At 72.5% G+C, this 14,452-nt stretch carries 12 protein-coding genes; 8 read left to right on the plus strand and 4 right to left on the minus strand.

Annotation, left to right across the window (positions count from 1 at the left end; genetic code table 11):
- Positions 1-107 precede the first annotated feature (107 nt).
- Positions 108-389 carry an HPr family phosphocarrier protein gene (locus tag ACWGDX_RS38145; RefSeq protein WP_453633251.1) on the minus strand — a complete coding sequence of 94 codons (282 nt, stop codon included), beginning with the start codon at positions 387-389 and terminating at the stop codon, positions 108-110.
- A gap of 163 nt (positions 390-552) precedes the next feature.
- Here ACWGDX_RS38145 and ACWGDX_RS38150 point away from each other — a divergent pair, with 163 nt between their 5' ends.
- From ACWGDX_RS38150 to ACWGDX_RS38165, 4 genes are all read left to right on the plus strand, one after another.
- Positions 553-3,588, plus strand: coding sequence for a bifunctional acetate--CoA ligase family protein/GNAT family N-acetyltransferase (locus ACWGDX_RS38150; RefSeq protein WP_453633253.1), 3,036 nt, complete (start codon positions 553-555; stop codon positions 3,586-3,588).
- 104 nt (positions 3,589-3,692) lie between these two features.
- Complete coding sequence (locus tag ACWGDX_RS38155) at positions 3,693-4,298, plus strand: DUF5998 family protein (RefSeq protein ID WP_363082302.1); 606 nt, start codon at positions 3,693-3,695, stop codon at positions 4,296-4,298.
- Positions 4,298-5,500: an alkaline phosphatase family protein gene (locus ACWGDX_RS38160; protein WP_453633256.1), complete on the plus strand. Its 1,203-nt coding sequence runs from the start codon at positions 4,298-4,300 to the stop codon at positions 5,498-5,500. Before ACWGDX_RS38155 ends, ACWGDX_RS38160 begins: the two co-directional genes overlap by 1 nt.
- A gap of 132 nt (positions 5,501-5,632) precedes the next feature.
- Positions 5,633-6,340 carry a thymidine kinase gene (locus ACWGDX_RS38165; protein WP_453633257.1) on the plus strand — a complete coding sequence of 236 codons (708 nt, stop codon included), beginning with the start codon at positions 5,633-5,635 and terminating at the stop codon, positions 6,338-6,340.
- A 151-nt stretch (positions 6,341-6,491) separates the two neighbouring features.
- Here ACWGDX_RS38165 and ACWGDX_RS38170 read toward each other — a convergent pair whose 3' ends face one another.
- Positions 6,492-7,286: a VOC family protein gene (locus ACWGDX_RS38170; protein WP_453633259.1), complete on the minus strand. Its 795-nt coding sequence runs from the start codon at positions 7,284-7,286 to the stop codon at positions 6,492-6,494.
- Between the two features lie 208 nt (positions 7,287-7,494).
- On the opposite strand from ACWGDX_RS38170, the gene ACWGDX_RS38175 reads away from it, so the two are divergent.
- A complete protein-coding gene (locus tag ACWGDX_RS38175; RefSeq protein ID WP_453633261.1) occupies positions 7,495-8,322 on the plus strand; it encodes a sulfurtransferase in 828 nt (275 codons plus the stop codon).
- A gap of 145 nt (positions 8,323-8,467) precedes the next feature.
- On the opposite strand, the gene sepH is transcribed toward ACWGDX_RS38175, so the two are convergent.
- Entirely contained in the window at positions 8,468-9,535 is a 1,068-nt protein-coding gene (gene sepH / locus ACWGDX_RS38180) for a septation protein SepH (protein WP_363082297.1), read from the minus strand.
- Between the two features lie 448 nt (positions 9,536-9,983).
- Between sepH and ACWGDX_RS38185 the strand changes: the two genes are divergently transcribed.
- A complete protein-coding gene (locus ACWGDX_RS38185) occupies positions 9,984-10,880 on the plus strand; it encodes a hypothetical protein (protein WP_453633267.1) in 897 nt (298 codons plus the stop codon).
- 63 nt (positions 10,881-10,943) lie between these two features.
- On the opposite strand, the gene ACWGDX_RS38190 is transcribed toward ACWGDX_RS38185, so the two are convergent.
- On the minus strand, positions 10,944-12,269 hold the full coding sequence (locus ACWGDX_RS38190) for a D-arabinono-1,4-lactone oxidase (RefSeq protein ID WP_453633262.1): 1,326 nt from the start codon (positions 12,267-12,269) through the stop codon (positions 10,944-10,946).
- A 186-nt stretch (positions 12,270-12,455) separates the two neighbouring features.
- Between ACWGDX_RS38190 and ACWGDX_RS38195 the strand changes: the two genes are divergently transcribed.
- On the plus strand, positions 12,456-13,583 hold the full coding sequence (locus ACWGDX_RS38195; protein WP_453633264.1) for a ferrochelatase: 1,128 nt from the start codon (positions 12,456-12,458) through the stop codon (positions 13,581-13,583).
- 12 nt (positions 13,584-13,595) lie between these two features.
- Positions 13,596-14,411 carry an inositol monophosphatase family protein gene (locus tag ACWGDX_RS38200; protein WP_453633266.1) on the plus strand — a complete coding sequence of 272 codons (816 nt, stop codon included), beginning with the start codon at positions 13,596-13,598 and terminating at the stop codon, positions 14,409-14,411.
- Positions 14,412-14,452: the final 41 nt, after the last annotated feature.

Genomic DNA, 14,452 nt, shown 5'->3' on the forward strand with positions numbered 1-14,452 from the left:
GCGCCTAATTCGGCGCACCGCGGCTCCGCCGTGCGAAATGACGGCCGACCGCCCGACCGCTGTCGGGCCGTCCGGCGCCTGCCGGACCATCGGGCCGTGTGAACGGTTCAGACCGTCTCGGGCAGCTCGTCCAGTCCCTCGGCGACCAGCTTCGCCAGCCGGTCCAGAGCGGCGTCCGCGCCGTCCGTGTCGGAAGCCAGCACGATCTCCTCGCCGCCCCGCGCGCCCAGACCGAGCACCGCGAGCATCGACGCGGCGTTGACGGGGTCGCCATCGGCCTTCGCGATCGTCACGGGGACGCCGGCGGCCGTGGCGGCACGGACGAAGATGGACGCGGGTCGGGCGTGCAGCCCCTCGGCCCAGCCGACATTGACGCGGCGCTCAGCCATGGTGTTGCCCTTCAAGTCTCAAAAGTCTGAAAAACGGTGTCCGGCCCAGAGTCTCATGTGATGTGCACTGTCCCCGTTCCGGCCCCGTCCCGCGCCCGCCCCGTCCCGCCCCCGTCCTTCCTTCCGCCCCCGGCCGGCTCCGCTCCCGCCGTAGGCTTTGGCCATGGAGACCCCGCCGGACCGGAAGCCGCCGGACCATGCGTACCCCGACCACGCGTACCCCGATCACTGGGAAGCGGACGTGGTCCTGCGCGACGGGGGCACCGCCCGGATCAGGCCCATCACCACCGACGACGCCGAGCGGCTGGTCAGCTTCTACGAACAGGTCTCCGACGAGTCGAAGTACTACCGGTTCTTCGCGCCCTACCCGCGGCTGTCCGCGAAGGACGTGCACCGGTTCACCCACCACGACCAGGTGGACCGGGTGGGGCTCGCGGTGACGGTGGGCGGGGAGTTCATCGCGACCGTACGGTACGACCGCATCGACGACCGGGGGAGGCCCGCGTCCGCGCCCGCCGACGAGGCGGAGGTCGCGTTCCTCGTCCAGGACGCGCACCAGGGGCGCGGGATCGCCTCCGCCCTGCTGGAGCACATCGCGGCGGTCGCCCGCGAGCGGGGTATCCGGCGCTTCGCCGCGGAGGTGCTGCCCGCCAACGCCAAGATGATCAAGGTCTTCCGGGACGCCGGGTACACGCAGAAGCGCAGCTTCGAGGACGGTTCCGTACGGCTCACACTCGATCTCGAACCGACCGCGGAGTCGCTGGCGGTCCAGCGCGGCCGTGAACAGCGGGCCGAGGCGCGCTCGGTGCAGCGGCTGCTCGCGCCGGGGTCGGTCGCCGTCGTCGGCACGGGGCGCGCGCCCGGCGGGGTCGGCCGTACGGTCCTGCGGAATCTGCTCGGCGCGGGCTTCACCGGCCGTACGTACGCGGTGAACCACGCCTTCGAGGAGGACAGGACCGAGATCGACGGGGTCCCCGCCGTGCGGTCCGTCGGGCGGATCGGCGAGCCCGTCGATCTCGCGGTGCTCGCCGTACCGGCGGAACGGGTGCCGGAGGCGGTCGCGGACTGCGGCGAACACGGCGTACGGGGGCTGGTGGTGCTCTCGGCCGGCTACGCGGAGAGCGGTCCCGGGGGCAGGGAGCGGCAGCGCGCGCTGGTGCGGCAGGCCCGTTCGTACGGAATGCGGATCATCGGCCCGAACGCGTTCGGGATCATCAACACCGCCGACGCGGTACGGCTCAACGCGTCGCTCGCGCCGGAGCCGCCCGAGCGGGGGCGCATCGGTCTCTTCACCCAGTCCGGCGCGATCGGGATCGCGCTGCTCTCCGGGCTCTACCGGCGCGGCGCGGGCCTGTCGTCCTTCGTCTCCGCGGGCAACCGCGCGGACGTCTCGGGCAACGACATCCTCCAGTACTGGTACGAGGACCCGGACACCGATGTCGCCCTGCTCTATCTCGAATCGATCGGCAACCCGCGGAAGTTCACGAGGCTCGCCCGGCGTACGGCGGCGGTGAAGCCGGTCGTGGTGGTCAAGGGCGCGCGCCACAGCGGCAGCGCGCCGCCGGGACACGCGGTCCCGGTCACCCGTATCCCGGACGCGACGGTCTCCGCGCTGATGCGGCAGGCCGGAGTGATCCGTGTCGACACGGTCACCGAACTGGTCGACGCGGGACTGCTGCTGGCGTACCAGCCGCTGCCGGCAGGGCCGCGTGTCGCGATCCTCGGCAATTCCGAGTCGCTCGGCCTGCTCACCTACGACGCCTGCCTCACCGAGGGCCTGCGCCCGCTCCGCCCCCGTGACCTCACGACGGCGGCGACCCCGGCGGACTTCCGCGTCGCGCTCGCGGACGCCCTCACCGACGACGCGTGCGACGCGGTCGTGGTGACCGCGATCCCCCATGTCGGCGAGACGGGCACGCCCGACCCCACCGACGGCGGCGCCCTGGGCACGGCCATCAGGGAGGCGGCCTCCCGCACGCCGTCGAAGCCGGTCGCGGTGGTCCATGTGGAGATCGTCGGCCTCCCGGAAGCCCTCTCACCTCCGGCGGGCGCGCCCTTGGCCCAGGCCGCACCCGACGCGGGACCGGCCGCCGGGCCGCCGACGGCAGCGGCATCCGGCGACGGCACCGGTCACGCCGGTCGCGCCGGTGGCGCCGGTCAGGCCATGGGCCCCGGAGGAGCCACACCGGCCGTTCCCCCCGGCCCCGGAGGCGGTGTTCCGCAGGACAGCCGCGATCACGACAGCCGCGATCACGACGGTCGCAGTCACGACAGCCGCAGTCACGACGGTCGCACTCATGACAGCCACACTCACGGCGCCGTCGCGCGGATTCCCGCCTATCCCGCCGCCGAGCGGGCCGTGCGGGCGCTCGCCGAGGCCGTGCGGTACGCGCGGTGGCGGCGGGAGGCCGGGCAGCCGGGGAAGGTCCCCGAGACCATCGACGACGCCATCGACCAGGGCGGGGCCGCCGCGCTGATCGAGCGGCTGCTCGGCGAGGACGCCGACCCGCGCGGGACACGTCTCGCCCCCGCCGACGCGCATGAGCTGCTCGCCCTGTATGGCGTCCCCGTACGGCCCACCCTGCCCGCGCCCGACCCGGACTCCGCCGCACTCGCCGCCGCCGGGCTCGGCTACCCCGTCGCCCTCAAGACGACCGCGCCCCACCTCCGCCACCGCGCCGACCTCGGCGGCGTACGGCTCGACCTCGCCGACGAGGCACAACTGCGCCTCGCCTATCGCGAGCTGACCGAGTCGCTCGGCGGTCCCGACGAGCTGAGACCCGTGGTCCAGGCCATGGTCCCGCGCGGGGTGGACACCGTCGTACGCGCCGCCATCGACGCCGCCGCGGGCGCCGTACTCTCCTTCGGACTGGCCGGCGCGCCCTCCGAACTGCTCGGCGATCTCGCCCACCGGCTCGTACCCGCCACCGACCGCGACGCGGCCGATCTGATCCGCTCCATCCGGACGGCCCCCCTCCTGTTCGGCTGGCGCGGTTCCGCCCCGGTCGACACCCCCGCCCTGGAGGAACTGCTCCTGCGGGTGTCCCGGCTGGTGGACGACCATCCCGAGATCGTCTCCGTCACCCTGGAACCGGTCGTCGTCGCCACCCACGGACTCTCCGTCCTCGACGCGGGCGTCCGCCTCGCGCCGCCTCCCGCCCGCGACGATCTCGGCCCGCGCAGGCTCCCCAGCTACTGAGAGGTCACCGGGGCGCAGACCGGGAAGTCACCGGGAAGTCACCGGGACGGACGGGGTCTCCTGGGCGTCTCCGGCAGGCATCCGGCCCCCGTAGGATGGGGGTCATGGCGAAAACCGGTACGACGACCCAGGGGCTGCGCACGGCGATCGAGCGCAGCGGCTACTACCCGGCTCTCGTGGCCGAAGCGGTGGAGGCCGCTGTCGGCGGTGAGCAGATCGCGTCGTACGTGGTGCACCAGGAGACCACCTTCGACGCCAACGAGGTGCGCCGGCATGTCACCGTCCTCGTCCTGACCGCCCACCGTTTCATCGTCAGCCACACCGACGAGCAGACCGCCGACACCAGCTCCCCGACCCCGTACGCCACCACCTCCACCGAGTCGGTCAAGCTCGACCGGATCTCGTCCGTCGTGGTCAGCCGGGTCGTCTCGAACCCGGAGTCGTACACCCCGGGCAGTCTGCCGCGCGAGGTCGTCCTCACCATCGGCTGGGGCGCCGTCTCCCGGATCGATCTGGAGCCGGCCGCCTGCGGCGACCCCAACTGCGAGGCGGACCACGGCTACACCGGCAGCTCCACCGCCGACGATCTGAGTCTGCGGGTCAGTGAGGCGGGTGACGGTCCCGACACCGTTCGCCAGACGCTCGTCTTCGCCCAGGCGCTCTCCGAGGCCACCGCCGCCACGACGGCCGCCACGGCCACCGGCCGCTGATGGCCGCCGAGGCTCTCTGGCAGGAGCAGGACCCCGTTCCGCTCGCCCTCGGTTCCGCGCCGCTGCCCGAGTACGGCACGGGCTCGCTCGCCGATCTGCTGCCCACCCTCGCGGCCGGTCAGGGTGTACCGCATCTGACCGCCGCCATCCCCGAACTGACCCCGGCCGACCGGAACTGCGTCTTTCTGATCGACGGTCTCGGCTGGGAGCAGCTCAGGGCCCATCCGGACGAGGCCCCGTATCTGACCTCGCTGCTCGGCACCTCCCGGGGTTCCACCGGCCGACCGCTGACCACCTGCTTCCCCGCCACCACCGCGACCTCCCTCGCCTCCGTGGGCACGGGGCTGCCGCCCGCCGCGCACGGACTGCCCGGCTACACCGTCCGCGACCCCGCGACCGGCGCGCTGATGAACCAGCTCCGCTGGAAGCCCTGGACCGCGCCGGAGGTCTGGCAGCCGTACCCCACGGTCTTCCGGCTCGCCGACGCGGCGGGCGTGCATACGGCCCAGGTGTCCTCCCCGACCTTCGAGAACACCCCGCTCACCAAGGTCGCGCTGAGCGGCGGCACCTTCCACGGCCGTCTCTCCGGCGAGGACCGGATGGATCTCGCCGCGGAGCAACTCGCCGCGGGGGACCGGTCGCTGGTCTACACGTACTACAGCGAGGTCGACGGCAACGGCCATCGCTTCGGCGTCGACTCGGACGCCTGGCGCGGCCAGCTCATGTATGTCGACCGGCTCGTCCAGCGTCTCGCCGAGCGGCTGCCGCCCCGTACCGCGCTCTATGTGACCGCCGACCACGGCATGATCGACATCCCCTTCGACGAGGAGTCGCGCATCGACTTCGACGAGGACTGGGAGCTGCGCGCCGGGGTGGCCCTGCTCGGCGGCGAGGGCCGGGCCCGTCATGTCTACGCCGTGCCGGGCGCCGAGTCCGATGTGCTCACCGTCTGGCGCGAGGTGCTCGGTGACCGGTTCTGGGTGGCGAGCCGGGAGGAGTCGATCGCCGAGGGCTGGTTCGGACCGCCCGGTACGGTGGACGAGCGGGTGTACGGACGGATCGGCGATGTCGTCGCCGCGGCCCACGACGATGTGGTGATCACGGCCTCCGTCCAGGAGCCCCACGAGTCGGCGATGGTCGGGATGCATGGCTCGATGACCCCCGTCGAGCAGCTCGTCCCCCTCCTCGAAGTACGCTCCTAGCGCCGCGGGCCACGGGCGACGGGGCCACCAACGCCACCGGGCCACGAGGCCGCCAGGGCTCGCGGGCCACCAGGGCCCGTCCGACCGCGACCCGAGTCGCACTGCCGAGAACCGAAAGGCCGTCACCCCCTCATGCCAGAGCTGGTGTTCTTCTCCGGAACGATGGACTGCGGAAAGAGCACCCTCGCTCTTCAGATCGAGCACAACCGCTCGGCACGCGGACTCCAGGGGATGATCTTCACCCGTGACGACCGGGCCGGCGAGGGCAAGCTCTCCTCCCGCCTCGGTCTGGTCACCGACGCCGTCGAGGCCGCCGAGGGCTTCGACTTCTACGCGTATCTCGTGAACCGGCTCTCCCAGGGCGGCCGTTGCGACTATGTCATCGCCGACGAGGCGCAGTTTCTCGCCCCCGAGCAGGTTGATCAGCTCGCCCGGGTCGTGGACGATCTGGAGCTGGACGTTTTCACCTTCGGCATCACCACCGACTTCCGCTCCAAGCTCTTCCCCGGCTCGCAGCGGCTGGTCGAACTGGCCGACCGGGTCGAGGTCCTCCAGGTCGAGGCGCTCTGCTGGTGCGGCGCGCGGGCCACGCACAACGCGCGGACGATCGGCGGCGCGATGGTGGTCGAGGGCGCCCAGGTGGTGGTCGGCGATGTGTATCAGTCGGGCGACGAGATCGGTTACGAGGTGCTGTGCCGCCGCCATCACCGTCGGCGGATGACCGCGGCCACCGCGCGGGCGGCCACGCTCTCGCCCGATGTGCTCCCCGTCGAGGTCGGTGACGTGCCCCTGGCCGGGCGACCGCGACCGCTGTCCGACGGTCGAACGGCGGTCCGCTGAGCGGCGGATGACCGATGGCGGATGACCGATGACCGACGACTCATGGCGGATGACAGATGGCCGCGGGCCGTCGGCCGTGTCGGCCCCGTCGGCCCGTAGTCCCCACCCCGCCCTCCCCACCCTTCCCGCGACCCCGCTGCCGCCGCGGTGCTCAGTGAGCCACCGGTGCCCCGTGCCCCGCCGACTGGACGAGCGTGAAGATCGCGCCCTCCGGATCCGCCACCGTCGCGAGCCGGCCGTGCGTGCCCTCGTGCGGCGGCTTGACCACCCGGCCGCCCAGCTCCGTCACCAGCCGTACGGCGGCGTCGGTGTCGTCCGCCTCGAAGTACGTCATCCAGTGCGAGCCCAGGTCGCGGGGGAGCGCGCGGCCCACCCCGTGCAGTGAGGCGACGGGCAGGCCCTCCAGACGCAGCGTCAGGAAGTCGAAGTCGGCGGAGACGACCGATTCCGCGTCATAGCCGAAGACCGCTTCGTAGAACTTGCCGACCGCCGATGTCTCGCGTGTGATCAGTTCGTTCCAGACGGGCGTGCCGTGCGGCCCCGCCACCGCCGTCCCGATGTGCGCCGCCGCCTGCCAGATCCCGAAGACCGAACCCGCCGGGTCCGCGGCGATGGCCATCCGTCCCGCCTCCGCCGCGTCGAGCGGTCCGACTCCGACCGTTCCACCGCAACTTCTGATCATGTCGGCCGTCCGGTCCGCGTCATCCGTCGCCAGATATGTCATCCACGCGATGGGCAACTGACGGTCGCGCGGAATCTGGCCGATGCCCGCGATCGCCCTGCCGTTCAGCATTCCCCGCACATACGGCCCGAGCTGCTGGGGCCCCGGCTGGAACTCCCAGCCGAACAGCGACCGGTAGAACTCCTCCGTCGTGGCAAGGCCGTGCACCATCAGACTCACCCAGCAGGGCGTGCCGGGTGTGCGCCGGATCGCTGCCTCGGTCATCGTCACTCTCTCCTCGGACCGTCGTGGCCGTACGGGTGCCGGTCGCGGGCCGCCGGATGGGAACAGCCGTACGCCCGAGCAGATGCTTGCACCCGGCACCACGTGCCGCTCCCCGGCCGCGCCGTCCTTGGCGGGATCTCGATCGGGTGTTTACCGGCCGTTTCTCCACCGTTTTGGGCCGGGGCGGCCGTGCGCGAGGATGGCCTTCATGACAGCCATCATCACCGCAGCAGAACTCGCGGGCGAGTCGGCCGGACCGCGTCCGCCCGTGCTGCTCGACATCCGCTGGCAGCTCGGCGGACCCTCCGGCCGGCCCGCCTACGAGGCCGGTCATCTGCCCGGCGCCGTCTATGTCGACCTCGACAGGGAGCTGGCGGGTCCGCCCGGCCCCGAGGGCCGGCACCCGCTGCCGGACGTGGCGGCCTTCGGCGCGGTGATGCGCCGCGCCGGAATCTCGCAGGACACACCGGTGGTGGTGTACGACGGCGGACAGTGCTGGGCGGCCGCCCGTGCCTGGTGGCTGCTGCGCTGGACGGGCCACTCGGACGTCCGGGTGCTCGACGGCGGAGTCGCCGAATGGACCGGCGCGCTCACCACCGAGATCCCGCTCCCCGCCGAGGGCGACTTCAGTCCTGTCCCCGGTTCGCTGCCGGTGCTGGACGCGGACGGCGCCGCGGCCCTCGCCCGGAGCGGTCTGCTGCTGGACGCGCGGGCGTCCGAGCGGTACCGCGGGGACGTCGAGCCGATCGACCGCGTCGGTGGTCATATTCCGGGCGCGCTCTCCGCGCCGACGACGGGGAATGTGGCTGAAAATGGCACCTTCCTGCCGGCTCCGGCGCTCGCGGCGCGCTTTCAGGCACTGGGTGCCACCTCCGGAACCACGGTCGGTGTCTACTGCGGATCGGGGGTCTCGGGCGCCCATGAGGTGCTGGCCCTGGAGATCGCAGGTATCCCGGCGGCGCTGTATCCGGGCTCCTGGTCCGCGTGGAGCGCGGACGAGTCCCGTCCGGTCGCCAAGGGCCCCGACCCCCAGTAGCGACAACAGCACATACGCACATACACACGAAGGGGCCCGTACGCATATCCCGCGTACGGGCCCTCCCCTGAACGTCCTGCCGGCCCGCGTCCTCCACGAACGCCACCGGCTCGGCTCGGTGCCGGCGTCGGGCGGACCGTTCCGGCTACTCCTGTTTCTTGCGGCGCGTACCGAACACGATCTCGTCCCAGCTCGGCACGGCGGCCCTGCGGCCGGGGCGGACCCCGTCCGCCTCGGCCTGGCGGTCCGTCGTACCGGTGAGCCGGTCCCGGTGACCGGTCACCGAACGGGGCATCAGCACATCCGCGTACGCCGAACCGGCGCCGGCCGAAGCGGCGGGCGCCACCGGCTCCTCGGCGTCCGGATCCTCGTCGGGGTCCGTGACCGGGGCGTCCGGAGCGGGCCGCTCCGGCACCACCATGTCGCCCCGGAAGCTCGGCACCGCCTCCAGCAGGCTGGTCAGGGAGTCGCGTTCGCTCATCTCGTCCGCCTCGGGACCCGCGGGCCGCTCCGACTGCCGGTCGAGTGAACGGTCCAGCGGCCGGTCGCGCGGCAGCCGCGCGATCCTCGGGACGAACGGAAAGCTCGGCTCCTGTGTGGTGACCGTGTCGTCCGTGTCGCCGATCAGCGCCCGCGCCTCGTCGTCGACGGCCTGGACGAGCCGTCTGGGCGGGTCGTACGTCCAGCTCGCCGAGTGCGGTTCACCCGCGACGCGGTAGACGAGCAGCACCTCCCAGGTGCCGTCGTCACGGCGCCAGGAGTCCCACTGCACGGTGTCCTTCTCGGCGCCGCGCAGCGTGAGCCGCTCCTGCACCGCCTCACCGAGCTGGGGTCCCGCGTTCTCACCGGGGCGGCGCACGGCGGTCTTCCTGGCCCGCTCGGCCATGAAGGCGCGCTCGGCCAGCACCGGTCCCTCGAACCGGCGCACCCGGTCCACGGGGATTCCGGCGTGCTGGGCGACTTCCTCGGCGGAGGCTCCGGCCCTTATACGTGCCTGGATGTCGCGTGGTCTGAGGTGGCTCTCGACCTCGATCTCGATCTGACCGAGGCGGGCGCGGTCATTGCGCACGGCGGCGCGGAGGCGCTCATCAATCGGAAGCGTGTATTCCGTGCTGTCCGCAGCCTTGAGCACCAGTCGTGTGCCGTCGTTGGAGACGGCCACGACACGCAGTTCGGGCATGGGGACCTCCCGGGTGGTGCCTGCCGACGTCACGTGCGTCGCTGCTTCCGCTAGTCGAGTGTGACCTGCCCGGGTGCAGCCTGCCACAACCTTGCCGTGCTTCCCGGCGTGTCGGGCAAGGGCCCTCGATCGCCGTTATGGCACGGTTACCTCTTTGTGACGCAGAGTGACAGACCTGGTCACTCTGTGCAGCAGGCGCCCGTGCGGTGCCGTGGCGCCGCCGGTTCGAGTGCCACGTTCGGCCCCCTTCCCGTCGGTCCCGGACGCCCGTGAGGGAGTCCGGCCCCAGGGCTCGCCACAGTACTCCATTCGGGCCATGTGGGTGGACCGGCACGCCGCCCAAGTTCTCCCCGGGGCCGGGAGTTGGGGTTCGGGACAGACCCCGAACGGGTGTCATTCTTCACAGAATCCACAGAATTGGAACGATCCGTTTCGCCCACTTGTCCCTTCTGGTGCAAGGTGGGCCGGATGGGTGAGCCGGATGGATGAGCAGCGACCGGGGATGAACCGGAGGCCGGGTGGCGGCGCGCGGGCGGGAGAGGGCGCGGCGGCGCCGAAGGGACCGCGGCTGGAGCTGAGCGTGCCGCAGGTCGCGGGCAGCGCGGTCGCGGCCGTCGCCGCGGCGGTGCTCGCCTCCCGGCTCGGCGTGTACGGCACGATCATCGGCGCCGGCGTGGTCAGCGTGGTCGCCACCTGCGGGGGCCCGGTCTTCCAGCACATGTTGCGCCGTACGGGTGAGCGGCTGCGCGAGGTCCGCGAGGTCACGGTCCAGGGGAAGCCGGGCGGCCGGCGGCTCTCCGCACCGGGTGATTCCCCCGGCGGTCCCCGCGGTGAAGCGCCCCTGGGGGACGGGGAGTTCGGCGCGCCCACGACGCACGGCACCCGGGTAAGGGGCTGGAAGCGGCCGGTCCTCGCGGCAGCCGGTGTCTTCGTGGTGACCATGGGCGGCATCACCGGATACGAACTGATCTCCGGTCATGGTCTGAGCGGAGGGGCGGCGACGACCGTCGGGTCCGCCGTACGGGGCGGTGGTGGCGGCGGTGACGACACCCCCGCCACGCCGTCCGGAACCCCCTCCGGTTCCACCGGCTCCCCGGATCCCGGCCGGGAACAGGGACAGGGACCGGCATCGGACGCCCCGGCTCCGGACGGCGGTACCGGTACGGATCCGAGTGGTTCGCCCGGCGGCGGACCGGGCGCCGGCCCGAGTCAGGACGGCTCCGCCGACCCGTCGCGGCCGCCTTCCTCCGCCCCCTCGCACTCCGGGAGCGGCTCCGGACCGTCCTCGCCGACCCCGACCCCGACCCCGGCGCCGGCACCCTCCGACGGCGGCGGCACGTCGAGCCGGGACAGCCACCCCGGAACGCCGGGCCGGTAGCGGGACCGCCGACGGGCGGCGGACCGGCGAGACGGGCATCGCCCCTCGGTCCCCAGGATCCGCTCAGTCCCCCAGGATCCGGCGCAGATAGTCGTTGCCGAACAGCCGGTCCGGGTCCAGCCGGTCCCGTACGGCCGTGAACTCGCCGAAGCGCGGATACGCCTCCGAGAGATACGCCGCGTCCCTGGTGTGGATCTTGCCCCAGTGGGGGCGGCCACCGTGTGCGGTCATGATCCGCTCCACGGCGCTGAAGTACGCGCGGTACGGCGTGCCCCGGAAGAGATGCACCGCGATATACGCGCTCTCCCGTCCCGAGGCCGTCGAGAGCGCGATGTCGTCCGCGGGCGCCGTCCGTATCTCCACCGGGAATCCCACCCGCAGCGGTGAACGGTCGACCATCGCCTTGACCTCGCGCAGCGCTCCGACCGCCGCCTCACGTGGCAGCGCGTACTCCATCTCGACGAAGCGCACCCGGCGCGGGGAAGTGAAGACCTTGTAAGGGATGTCCGTGTACGTACGGGCGGAGAGGGCGCGGCTGGAGATCCGCGCGATCGCGGGGATGGTCGCGGGGACGGCCCGGCCGAGCAGACAGGCCGCCTGGAAGACCCCGTTGGAGAGGAACTCGTCGTCGATCCAGGCACCGACCCGGCCGGGCGGTGCCGCGGGGCCCTGGCTGCGGTTGTTGCGCTTGGTGGTGCAGTTGCCCGTGTGCGGGAACCAGTAGAACTCGAAGTGCTCGTTCTCGGCCACATGTTGATCGAACTCGGCGGTGACCCGGTCGAAGGCCATCGGTTCCTCACGGGCCGTCAGCAGGAAGAGCGGCTCGACGGCGAAGGTGACCGAGGTGATCACACCCAGCGCGCCGAGTCCGATCCGGGCGACGGCGAAGACCTCCGGATTCTCCCGCTCGGAGCAGCGCAGCAGCGAGCCGTCCGCCGTGACCAGTTCCAGCGCGAGGATCTGCGCGGCTGTGGAGGCCGAGTCACGGCCGGTGCCATGGGTGCCGGTGGAGGCCGCGCCCGCGACGGTCTGCTCCATGATGTCGCCCATATTGGTGAGCGACAGACCCTCCCGTGCCAGCGCCGCGTTCAGCCGTTTCAGCGGGGTGCCCGCCGCCACGGTCACCGTGCCCGCGTCCCGGTCGATGTCCCTGATGCCGGTGAGCAGATCGGGCCGTACGAGCACCCCGTCGGTGGCGGCGGTGGCGGTGAAGGAGTGGCCCGTGCCCACGGGCTTGACCTTCAGCCCCTCCTCGGCGGCCCTCCGTACGATCCCGGTCACTTCCTCGACGGAGGCGGGGGAGACCTCGCGGGCCGGACGGGCGGTGACGTTTCCCGCCCAGTTCCGCCACACGTTCATGCCCGGTCCGCCTGTGTGGGTCCTGGCCATCCGCCCCGTGCCCTCCCCGCGTCGGTAGAGCGCCACGGCCGAGAAGGACGTATTCCCGGCCCAGTTGGAGGGGGATCATACTCATGGCCGCCACCCGGACACCCGCTCGGCTCCGCCGTACCGTGGTTTCCGGGCGGACCGGGGCGTGGTGCTCCGGTGGGGCGGGGTGGATGGCAGGATCGAAACATGGCCGATCAGCTCGGGACTTCCCCCTACGACGCTCTGCTCCTGCTCTCCTTCGGCGGCCCCGAGGGCCCCGACGACGTGATCCCGTTCCTGGAGAACGTGACCAGGGGCCGGGGTATCCCGCCGGAGCGGCTCAAGGAGGTCGGACAGCACTACTTCCTGTTCGGCGGGGTCAGTCCCATCAACGAACAGAACCGCGCCCTGCTGGACGCGCTGCGCAAGGACTTCGCCGAGCACGGCGTGGAGCTGCCCGTCTACTGGGGAAACCGCAACTGGGCGCCCTATCTGACCGACACCCTGCGCGAGATGGCCGCGGACGGCCGGCGCCGGATCGCCGTCCTCGCGACCAGCGCGTACGCCTCGTACTCGGGCTGCCGTCAGTACCGCGAGAACCTCGCGGACGCGCTCGCCGCCCTCGCCGCCGAGGGGCTCGAACCGCCCCGGGTGGACAAGCTGCGCCACTACTTCAACCACCCCGGCTTTCTGCGTCCCATGATCGAGGGCGTGCTCGCCTCGCTCGCCGATCTGCCGGAGTCCGTACGCGCGGACGCGCACCTCGCCTTCACCACCCACTCCATCCCGGTCGCGTCGGCCGACACCTCGGGGCCCGTCGAGGACCACGGCGAGGGCGGCGCGTATGTGGCCCAGCATCTCGCCACCGCCCGGCTGATCGTGGCGGCCGTGCGCGAGGAGACCGGTGTCGAGTACCCGTGGCGGCTCGTCTACCAGTCGCGCAGCGGCGCCCCGCACATCCCGTGGCTGGAGCCGGACATCTGCGACCACCTGGAGACGCTGCACGGCGAGGGCGTCCCGGCCGTCGTGATGGCCCCCATCGGCTTTGTCTCGGACCATATGGAAGTCCTGTACGACCTCGACACGGAGGCCGTCGCCAAGGCGGCAGAGCTGGGGCTGCCCGTCCGCCGCTCGCCGACGGTGGGAGCCGATCCGCGGTTCGCCGCCGCCGTCCGCGATCTCCTGCTGGAGCGCGCCGCCACGGAACGGGGGAGCGTGGTGGAGCGGTGCGCGCTGGGCGCGCTCGGCCCGAGCCACGACCTCTGCCCGGTCGGCTGCTGCCCCGCCCGTGCCCCCAGGCCCGCCGCGGCGGGCGCCGACAGCCCGTACGCCTGAAGGAGCCACGCCGTGACCGACGTACCGCCCGATGAGACCCTCACCGCCGAACTGCTCACGGTCGCCCTGGAGGCGGCCCGCCGGGCCGGTGAGCTGCTGCGCGACGGCCGCCCCGACGATCTGGCCGTGGCCGCCACCAAGTCCAGCCCCATCGATGTCGTCACCGAGATGGACATCGCTGCCGAGAAGCTGATCACCGGCCATATCGCCGAGTACCGCCCCGACGACGGCTTCCTCGGCGAGGAGGGCGCCAGCTCGGCGGGCAGCAGCGGGATCCGCTGGGTCATCGATCCGCTGGACGGCACCGTCAACTATCTCTACGGACTGCCCACCTGGGCCGTCTCGATCGCCGCGGAGCGCGACGGCGAGACGCTCGTCGGCGTCGTCGGCATCCCGATGCGGCGCGAGACCTTCCGCGCCGTGCTCGGCGGCGGCGCCTTCCTCAACGACCGGCCGGTCCGTGGCCGCCCCGCTCCGCCGCTGGAGCGCGCCCTCGTCTCGACCGGTTTCAACTACGTCACCACGGTCCGCGCCCATCAGGCCGAGGTCGCCCAGCGGCTGATCCCGCTGCTGCGGGACATCCGGCGCGGCGGCTCGGCCGCGACCGATCTCTGCGATGTGGCGGCGGGCCGTCTGGACGGCTACTACGAGCGCGGGCTGCACCCCTGGGACCTCGCGGCCGGCGATCTCATCGCCCGTGAGGCGGGCGCGCTCACCGGGGGGCGCCCCGGCGCCCGGCCGGGCTTCGATCTCACGGTGGCCGCCGCCCCTGGCGTCTTCGAGCCCCTCCAGGCCCTGCTGGACGAGTACGGAGCCTGGCACGACTGAGCCGCCGCCTCCGGGGGGACATGACGGAAGGGCCCCGGCGC

Source organism: Streptomyces sp. NPDC055025, from assembly GCF_053608565.1.

Coding starts and splice junctions, on each gene's coding strand:
- ACWGDX_RS38160 (WP_453633256.1), top strand. CDS start 4,298: ATGGCCGCCGAGGCTCTCTGGCAGGAGCAGGACCCCGTTCCGCTCGCC.
- ACWGDX_RS38170 (WP_453633259.1), bottom strand. CDS start 7,286: ATGACCGAGGCAGCGATCCGGCGCACACCCGGCACGCCCTGCTGGGTG.
- ACWGDX_RS38185 (WP_453633267.1), top strand. CDS start 9,984: ATGGATGAGCAGCGACCGGGGATGAACCGGAGGCCGGGTGGCGGCGCG.
- ACWGDX_RS38165 (WP_453633257.1), top strand. CDS start 5,633: ATGCCAGAGCTGGTGTTCTTCTCCGGAACGATGGACTGCGGAAAGAGC.
- ACWGDX_RS38175 (WP_453633261.1), top strand. CDS start 7,495: ATGACAGCCATCATCACCGCAGCAGAACTCGCGGGCGAGTCGGCCGGA.
- ACWGDX_RS38190 (WP_453633262.1), bottom strand. CDS start 12,269: ATGGCCAGGACCCACACAGGCGGACCGGGCATGAACGTGTGGCGGAAC.
- ACWGDX_RS38195 (WP_453633264.1), top strand. CDS start 12,456: ATGGCCGATCAGCTCGGGACTTCCCCCTACGACGCTCTGCTCCTGCTC.
- ACWGDX_RS38155 (WP_363082302.1), top strand. CDS start 3,693: ATGGCGAAAACCGGTACGACGACCCAGGGGCTGCGCACGGCGATCGAG.
- ACWGDX_RS38150 (WP_453633253.1), top strand. CDS start 553: ATGGAGACCCCGCCGGACCGGAAGCCGCCGGACCATGCGTACCCCGAC.
- ACWGDX_RS38145 (WP_453633251.1), bottom strand. CDS start 389: ATGGCTGAGCGCCGCGTCAATGTCGGCTGGGCCGAGGGGCTGCACGCC.